The 6,292-nt window shown below is 47.4% G+C and carries 7 protein-coding genes; 6 read left to right on the forward strand and 1 reads right to left on the reverse strand.

What is annotated here, in order from left to right; all coding sequences use genetic code 11:
• Window positions 1-12: 12 nt before the first annotated feature.
• Window positions 13-948: a DMT family transporter gene (locus ACJMLT_RS01270; RefSeq protein ID WP_405725399.1), complete on the reverse strand. Its 936-nt coding sequence runs from the start codon at window positions 946-948 to the stop codon at window positions 13-15.
• A gap of 281 nt (window positions 949-1,229) precedes the next feature.
• Here ACJMLT_RS01270 and ACJMLT_RS01275 point away from each other — a divergent pair, with 281 nt between their 5' ends.
• The 6 genes from ACJMLT_RS01275 (at window position 1,230) to phoU (ending at window position 6,292) form a co-directional block, all read left to right on the forward strand.
• On the forward strand, window positions 1,230-2,105 hold the full coding sequence (locus ACJMLT_RS01275; protein ID WP_405725402.1) for a substrate-binding domain-containing protein: 876 nt from the start codon (window positions 1,230-1,232) through the stop codon (window positions 2,103-2,105).
• A 196-nt stretch (window positions 2,106-2,301) separates the two neighbouring features.
• Entirely contained in the window at window positions 2,302-3,165 is an 864-nt protein-coding gene (locus ACJMLT_RS01280) for a substrate-binding domain-containing protein (RefSeq protein WP_405725405.1), read from the forward strand.
• Window positions 3,166-4,005 (forward strand): phosphate ABC transporter permease subunit PstC, encoded by an 840-nt coding sequence (gene pstC, locus ACJMLT_RS01285; protein ID WP_405725408.1) that lies wholly within the window; start codon window positions 3,166-3,168, stop codon window positions 4,003-4,005.
• Window positions 4,005-4,874 carry a phosphate ABC transporter permease PstA gene (gene pstA, locus ACJMLT_RS01290; RefSeq protein ID WP_405725411.1) on the forward strand — a complete coding sequence of 290 codons (870 nt, stop codon included), beginning with the start codon at window positions 4,005-4,007 and terminating at the stop codon, window positions 4,872-4,874. The genes pstC and pstA overlap by 1 nt, the downstream gene beginning before the upstream one ends.
• Window positions 4,874-5,629 carry a phosphate ABC transporter ATP-binding protein PstB gene (gene pstB / locus ACJMLT_RS01295; RefSeq protein WP_405725414.1) on the forward strand — a complete coding sequence of 252 codons (756 nt, stop codon included), beginning with the start codon at window positions 4,874-4,876 and terminating at the stop codon, window positions 5,627-5,629. Before pstA ends, pstB begins: the two co-directional genes overlap by 1 nt.
• A gap of 3 nt (window positions 5,630-5,632) precedes the next feature.
• Complete coding sequence (gene phoU, locus ACJMLT_RS01300) at window positions 5,633-6,292, forward strand: phosphate signaling complex protein PhoU (protein ID WP_405725417.1); 660 nt, start codon at window positions 5,633-5,635, stop codon at window positions 6,290-6,292.

Raw genomic sequence — 6,292 nt, forward strand, 5'->3', positions numbered from 1 at the left:
CGTTTTTGTTTTTTATGGGGTTTTTTCGGCGGAGGATTCCGCTTTTTTTGCTTCTTTCGGCTTTACAAAGGAAAGCATCAGCACGGCTACGACGATAAAGATAAAGCCGATATAATCCATCAGCTCCAGCCCAACCTTCAGCCATACAACGGAAACAATGGTAGAGGCAAGGGGTTCTGCGGAAGCATAAAGACTGCTTTTGGTGGGGCCGATATATTTTACCCCGTTCAGGAACAGGAGATAGGGGGTCATGGTACCGAAAATGACGATGAATACCATGCAGGCGATGCCTGCCAGATCCCAGTTGGCCGCGTATTCCCAGGAAGGATGGACAAAATGCATGGCCACACTGCCGATCATCATAGACCAGCCGATGAGCAGCTTTGTGTCATATTTTGTCAGAAGACGTGCAGGATAAACGGTATAAAAAGCCAGTGCAACGGCAGAAACCAATCCCCAGAACAATGCCTGCGGAGAAAGGCTTAAGTTTTTCAGATCCCCGTGAGTTGCCAGTAAAATGGTGCCTGCCAGACAGCCGATCACAGCAATGATTTCTACCAATGTGGGCAGTTTTCTGTTTTTTAGTGCCAGATAAACTACGATCATAATGGGGGCTGTATACTGCAGGACTGTTGCTGTTGCAGCATTACAGTATTTGATGGCGGCAAAATATCCATATTGTGTGAAAAGCATGCCGACAAGAGAAAAGATAATGATGTCCTTGCGGTCTTCCTTATATGTCCATATTTCAAAGACGCCGCCGCGGGTCAGCTGAAGAAAGGTCAGCATGATCATACCGACGAAAAGTGTGCGGGTGGAAACGACCCATTCGGGAGTAACTCCTGTAAAATTGAACAGATATTGCCCTGTTGCGCCGGAAATACCCCATAGGCAGGCGGCGATGATGCAGAAAACAGAGCCCATCAGTACTTTGTTTTTGATTCGCATATGTAAAACCTCAACTTTAAATATTCATGCAGATCCGTTTTCGGAAACTGAAATAATGCTATCATTTCCTTATATAAATGTCAATTATCGGAAAAATGAAAAATAAAGAACATCTGCATTACGAAAAATGATGGGCTTAACACAAACTTTACATTTATTTTCTTAGCTTTTACAGAACCATGATTTTTTCCTTAACAAAAGAAGCATATACTCTTCTTGTAAGCAAAAGAAACCAAAAGAAAACAAGAAAATCAAAGGAAAGAAAAAAGGAGAGATTTAGAATGAAAAAATTACTGACATTTGGTCTGGCGATGACAATGGCGATGGGTGCATTGACCGGCTGCGGCGGCAGTGACGCTCAGACAGAAGATACAGCGGGCGGTGCAATCACAGTAGTATCCCGCGAAGATGGTTCCGGTACAAGAGGTGCTTTCATCGAACTGTTCGGGATCGAAGAAAAGAACGAAGCCGGCGAAAAGATCGATATGACAACGGATCTGGCAGAAATCACAAACAGCACAGCTGTTATGATGACTACAGTAGCAGGCAACACAGAAGCTATCGGTTATGTTTCTCTGGGTTCTCTGGATGATTCCGTAAAAGTTCTGGAAATTGACGGTGTACAGGCAACAGTAGATAACATCAAAAATGGTACATACGCAGTAGCAAGACCTTTCAACATCGCTACAGGTGCTGAAGTAACAGAAGCAGCACAGGATTTCATTAACTTCATCATGAGTGCGGAAGGTCAGGCTGTAGTAGAAGAAAGCGGCTACATCAGCCAGGGCAACAACGGTGCATACAAAAGCACAGGTGCATCCGGTGAAGTCATCGTTGCAGGTTCTTCTTCCGTAACACCTGTTATGGAAAAACTGAAAGAAGCATACGAAGCAGTAAACGGTAACGTTTCCGTACAGGTACAGCAGTCCGACTCCACAACAGGTATGACTTCCACAATGGAAGGTATGTGTGACATCGGTATGGCATCCAGAGAACTGAAAGACAGCGAACTGGCAGCAGGTCTGGTACCCACAGTGATCGCTATGGACGGTATCGCAGTTGTTGTAAACCACGAAAATGCAATCACAGGTCTGGAAAGTGCACAGGTGAAAGATATCTTCACAGGCACCATCACAGACTGGGCAGCAGTACAGTAACAACCCCTTAAACAGCTTTTTCATACTCCCTATAAAAAACTCCAAAAGCTCAAAGAAAAAAGTCTGCGAAAGCAGACTTTTTTCCTGTGGATTTAACGAGGATTTAACAAAAGCAGGATATTTCATTTAACATTCATTTCATATACTGAGATTGAGCAAAATAGGAGTAAAAATAATCTCAAGGAGTAAGTGAAATATGAAAAAGAAACTACCATTGTCTTTGTCACTGATGATGCTTTTGACCGGTTGTGGGGATATTTCCCATGCAAGTATTACCCCTGTTTCCCGCGAGGACGGCAGCGGTACCAGAGGTGCCTTTGTAGAACTGTTCGGCGTAGAGGAAAAGGATGAAAACGGCGAAAAAATGGATATGACCACCGATCTGGCAGAGATCACCAACAGTACAGCGGTCATGCTGATGACGGTAACGGGGAATAAAAATGCGATCGGCTATCTTTCTATGGGTTCCATGAATGATGCGGTGAAAACTCTGCAGATCGACGGTGTAGAAGCTACCTTCGAAAATATTAAAAACGGGACCTATCAGGTGGCAAGACCCTTCCATATCGCCACAAAGGCAGATGCTAGCCCTGCGGCTCAGGATTTTATCAGCTATATCCTCAGCGAAGAAGGGCAGAAGATCGTGGAGGAAAGCGGTTATATCAGCCAGGGCAACGACGGCTCTTATGTGCCTTCCAATGCCAAAGGCCATGTGGTGGTCTCCGGTTCTTCTTCCGTGGCTCCTGTGATGGAAAAGATCAAGGAAGCCTATGAAGCTGTAAATCATAATGTAACTGTGGAAATGCAGCAGTCTGATTCCACCATCGGTATGAATTCCCTGAAAGAGGATATGTGTGATATCGGCATGGCTTCCAGGGAACTGAAGGAAAGCGAGCTGGCAGCGGGGCTCATCCCGACGGTTATTGCTATGGACGGCATTGCTGTAGTAGTGAATCACGAAAACCCTGTGGATGGGTTGAAAAGCGAAGATATAAAAGCCATCTACAAAGGTGAAGTAGATGAATGGACAGAAATTCCTTTGGATAAGGAGGCAATATAAATGAAAGAAAATGGTATGAAATGGGTGTTCATGGCGGCAGCGGCTCTGTCCATATTGGCAGTGGCACTGATCTGTGTATTCCTGTTTGCCAATGGTGTGCCCGCTATGGGGAAAATCGGTGTATTCGATTTCCTGCTGGGCCAGAAATGGAAACCTGGGAATAATATTTATGGGATCTTCCCCATGATCATCGGCAGTGTTTATGTAACAGTAGGGGCCATCATCGTAGGTGTCCCTCTGGGCATCCTCTGTGCCGTATTTCTGGCATGGTTCTGCCCTCAGAAACTCTATAAGATCATTAAGCCTGCAGTAGAACTTCTGGCAGGCATCCCTTCCATCGTATACGGTTTCTTCGGTCTGGTGGTTCTGGTTCCCATCATGCAGAATCTGTTTGGCGGCAGCGGAAAGGGCATTTTAACGGCATCCATCCTGCTGGGCATTATGATCCTGCCCACTATCATCGGTGTATCCGAAAGCAGCATCCGTGCTGTGCCCCGTGCTTATTATGAAGGTTCTCTGGGGCTGGGTGCGACCCATGAACGCAGCGTATTTTTTGCTGTGCTGCCTGCAGCAAAGCAGGGGATTCTGGCGGGGGTCATCCTCGGGGTCGGCAGAGCCATCGGGGAAACTATGGCAGTTGTCATGGTAGCAGGTAACCAGCCTGTGGTTCCGAACAGCATTTTCAGCGGTGTCCGCACCATGACGGCCAATATCGTTATGGAAATGGGCTATGCGGCAGATCTGCACAGAGAAGCCCTTCTGGCAACGGCAGTGGTGCTCTTTGTTTTCATCCTCATCATCAATCTGTGTTTTTCCATGCTGAAAAGGAGGGCTGACTGATGGAAGCCATCAACAGACAGTCTTTTTCCGAAAGACTGAAAGCGTATAAAAGTAATCCTTTTTCCTTTGTTCTGGCGGCAGTGGTAGTGCTTTCTGCAGTGATCACACTGGCGGTACTGGTAACGCTCTTGCTGTATATTCTGGCAAAGGGTATCCCCAATCTGAAACCGGAACTGTTCGAATGGGAATATAACACAACCAACGTATCCATGATGCCCGCCATTGTCAATACCCTGACGATCACAGCCATGACACTGCTGATTGCTGTGCCCGCAGGCATCTTCTCCGCCATCTATCTGGTGGAATATGCGAAACGCGGCAACAAATTCGTTTCTGTAGTAAGAATGACAACAGAGACCCTTTCTGGGATCCCTTCCATCGTGTTTGGTCTGTTCGGGTATCTGTTCTTCAATATCTATCTGGGCTGGGGCTATTCCATTCTGGGCGGTGCCCTGACGCTGGCCATCATGGTGCTTCCCCTGATCATGAGAACCACGGAAACAGCCCTGATGTCCGTGCCCGATGCCTTCCGCGAAGGCAGCTTCGGTCTGGGTGCAGGCAAACTGCGTACGGTTTTCCGCGTGGTGCTGCCCTCTGCGGTGCCCGGCATTCTGGCGGGGATCATCCTTGCCGTAGGCCGAATCGTCGGGGAAACGGCGGCGCTTCTGTATCCCGCCGGTACAGCGGCAGAGGTGGCAGATGGCTTCTTCTCCTCCGGCCGAACATTGGCGGTGCATATGTACGCCCTTCTGAATGAAGGTCTGTATATGGAACAGGCCTATGCCACAGCAGTCATCCTTCTGGTACTGGTGGTGGGCATCAACGCATTGTCCTCCTTTATCGCAAAGAAAGCAGGTGTAAAAGAGTAATGGCAAACAGTAAAATTTCTGTCAGCAATTTAGACTTATATTACGGCGATTTCAAAGCCCTGAAAAATATCAATATCGAACTGCCCGAAAAAGAGATCACAGCCTTTATCGGCCCCTCCGGCTGCGGCAAATCTACATTATTAAAAAGCCTGAACCGTATGAACGATCTGGTGGAAGGCTGCAAGATCACAGGGCAGGTGCTTCTGGACGGGCAGGATATCTATAAAGGCATGGATATCAACCTGTTGAGAAAAAGAGTGGGTATGGTGTTCCAGAAACCCAACCCCTTCCCCATGAGTATTTATGATAACGTGGCCTATGGCCCCCGTACCCATGGCATCCGCTCCAAGGTGCAGCTGGATGAAATCGTGGAAAAGGCTCTTCGTGATGCTGCCATCTGGGACGAAGTGAAGGACAGACTGAAAAAGAATGCTCTGGGCATGTCCGGCGGTCAGCAGCAGAGACTTTGTATCGCAAGGGCACTGGCCGTGCAGCCGGAAGTTCTCCTGATGGACGAACCCACTTCTGCCCTTGACCCCATTTCCACTTCCCGTATCGAAGAACTTGCATTGGAACTGAAAAAAGATTACACTATTATTATGGTGACACATAACATGCAGCAGGCGACACGTATTTCCGATAATACAGCCTTCTTCCTTCTGGGTGAAGTGGTGGAATTTGACAAAACAGAAAAACTGTTCTCCATGCCAAAAGATCAGAGAACAGAGGATTATATCACAGGGAGGTTTGGTTGATTTATGGTACGCAGTCGTTTTGATTCTCAGCTGGAACAGCTGAATGTGGAACTGATCAAGATGGGGGCTTTGTGTGAAGAAGCGATCACCGCTTCTGTTTCCGCTCTCATCAAATATGACAAGTCTGTCGCACAGACAGTTTTTGAAAAAGACAACGAAATTGACAGAATGGAACGGGATATCGAGACTTTCTGCATGCGCCTTCTGCTGCAGCAGCAGCCCGTGGCGAAGGATCTCAGGGCCATTTCCTCTGCCCTGAAAATGATTTCCGATATGGAACGTATCGGCGATCAGGCGGGGGATATCGCAGAGATCATGGCACAGCTGAACGATCACGATACCCAGAGCAGACTGCATATTCAGGATATGGCAAGGGCAGCGGTAAAAATGGTGACAGACGCCGTGGATGCCTTTGTAAAGAAAGATCTGGATCTGGCCCGTTCCGTCATGAAATACGACGATGTGGTGGATGATCTGTTCGATCAGGTGAAAACGGAACTGATCGGCCTGATTGGGGAAGATCAGAAAAAAGGTGAATTCTGTATCGACCTTCTGATGATCGCCAAATATCTGGAACGTATCGGTGACCATGCGACAAATATCGCAGAATGGGTCGAATTTTCCATCACAGGACAGCACGTCGTAGCGGAAGAGGAGAGATAA

It is taken from the genome of Anaerotignum sp. (assembly GCF_045122575.1).
Taxonomy (GTDB): domain Bacteria; phylum Bacillota; class Clostridia; order Lachnospirales; family Anaerotignaceae; genus Anaerotignum_A.